Origin of the sequence: Streptomyces sp. NPDC020801 (assembly GCF_044334385.1) — a bacterium.
GTDB lineage: Bacteria > Actinomycetota > Actinomycetes > Streptomycetales > Streptomycetaceae > Streptomyces.
Genome location: NZ_JBIRST010000067.1, coordinates 1 through 1,734, shown reverse-complemented (window position 1 = coordinate 1,734; position 1,734 = coordinate 1). Strand labels below are relative to the sequence as shown.

Below are 1,734 nucleotides of genomic sequence, written 5' to 3'. Positions count from 1 at the left end.
GTCCGTTACTTCAGCCAGGCCTCGACCTTGTCGCGGTTCGCCTCGACCCACTTCTTGGCCGCCGCGTCGGGGGACAGCTTGTCCTGCGCGATGTACTTGGCCACGGCGTTCTGGTCGTCGTTGGTCCAGTGGAAGTTCTTCACCAGGTCGTAGGCGGGGCTGCCGGACTTGGCGAACTTCGCGCTGACGATCTTGTCCAGGTCGTAGACGGGATAGTCGCAGGCGACCTTGGCCGCGTCGGCGTCGCAGCCCGTCTTGTACGCGGGCAGGTTGACCTTGACCAGCGGCACCTCGGACAGGAACCACTGCGGCTCGTAGAAGTAGCCGATCACCCACTGCTTGTTCTTCTCGGCGGTCCGGTACGCCTGGATGAGCGCGGTCTCGCTGCCCGCGTACACCACCTTGAAGTTCAGCTTCAGGTTCTTCACCAGCGCCGCGTCGTTGGTGACGTACGACGGGTCCCCGTCGAGCAGCTGGCCCTTGCCGCCCGACTCGGAGGTCTTGAAGTTGTCGGCGTACTTGTTCAGGTTCTTCCAGTCGGTGATGTCCGGGTGGGCCTTGGCCAGCCACGGCGGCACGTACCAGCCGATGATGCCCTTGTTGCCGGTCTGCCCCGCCTCCACTGCGGTCTTCTGGCCGCTGATGTACTTCTTCTTCAGATCGTCGTGGCCCCAGTTCTCCAGGACGGCGTCGACCTCACCCGTGCCGAAGCCCTGCCAGGCGATCTCCTCCTTCAGGTCCTTCTTGCTGACCGTGCAGCCGAGGTCGTGCTGCGCCACGTACGCGACGACCGCCGCGTCCGCCTCGTAGCCCACCCAGGGGTTGACGGCGAGGTTGAAGGTGCCGCACTTGCCGCCCGAGCTCTTCGAGCCGCCGGAGGACGAACTGTCGCCGACCTTCGCCCCTCCGCAGGCCGTGAGGGTGAGGCCGAGGACGGCCAGGCCGGCCGCGCCGGCTCGCCAGTGTCTTGCCATGGTGTCGTGCTCCTTATGCCCTGGTGCGTCGCGCCGCAGCCTGAGTGATCCGGTCGAACATGACTCCGAGCAGTACGATGGCGAGCCCCGCCGCCAGCCCCTTGCCGTACAGCTCTCCCTGCGAGAATCCGGCCACGACGTCGTAGCCGAGGGCGCCGGCCCCTACCAGGCCGCCCACAACAACCATCGACAGCACGTAGATCAGGCCCTGGTTGGTCGCAAGAGTCAGGGCGCTGCGGGCCATCGGCAGTTGAACCTTGGTGATGATCTGCCAGGTGTTGCACCCGGCGGAGGTGGCCGCCTCCACGGTGGCCTCCGGCACGTTCCGCACCCCGTCCGCGATGATCTTGATCGCGACGGGCGCCGCGTAGACGACCGCCGCGACGATCGCGGTGAACCGGGTGGCGCCGAAGAGCGCGAGGAACGGCACGAGATAGACGAACGGCGGCATCACCTGCGCCGCGTCCAGGGTGGGCCGCACGATCCGGTCCGCCAGCGTGCTGCGCCCCATGCACACACCGAACACGGCGCCGAGCACCATCACCAGCACCGTCGCCACCAGCGTCGAGGCCAGCGTCGTCATGGCGTCCGACCACAGGCCCGTGCCGACCAGCAGGCCCACGCACACGGCCGCGGTCACCCCGGCACGCCACCCGCCGAGCACCACGCCGAGGCCGACCAGGGCCGCACCGACAAGCCACCACGGTGAGTCGGTCAGCAGCGTCTGGAACGGGTTGAGCAGCCCGTTGGTGATGGCGTC

General features: G+C 67.6%; 2 protein-coding genes. Both read right to left on the bottom strand.

Annotated features, from left to right (window positions below; all coding sequences use genetic code 11):
• Positions 1-5: 5 nt before the first annotated feature.
• On the bottom strand, positions 6-974 hold the full coding sequence (locus ACH4UM_RS41680) for an ABC transporter substrate-binding protein (RefSeq protein ID WP_398191873.1): 969 nt from the start codon (positions 972-974) through the stop codon (positions 6-8).
• Positions 975-987: 13 nt separating this feature from the next.
• Positions 988-1,734 (bottom strand): ABC transporter permease subunit (locus ACH4UM_RS41675; RefSeq protein WP_398191870.1); only part of this gene is annotated, 747 nt, incomplete at its 5' end.

What these genes read in the sequence shown, in the direction of transcription:
- ACH4UM_RS41680 (WP_398191873.1), bottom strand. Translation starts at nt 974, where the DNA reads ATGGCAAGACACTGGCGAGCCGGCGCGGCCGGCCTGGCCGTCCTCGGC.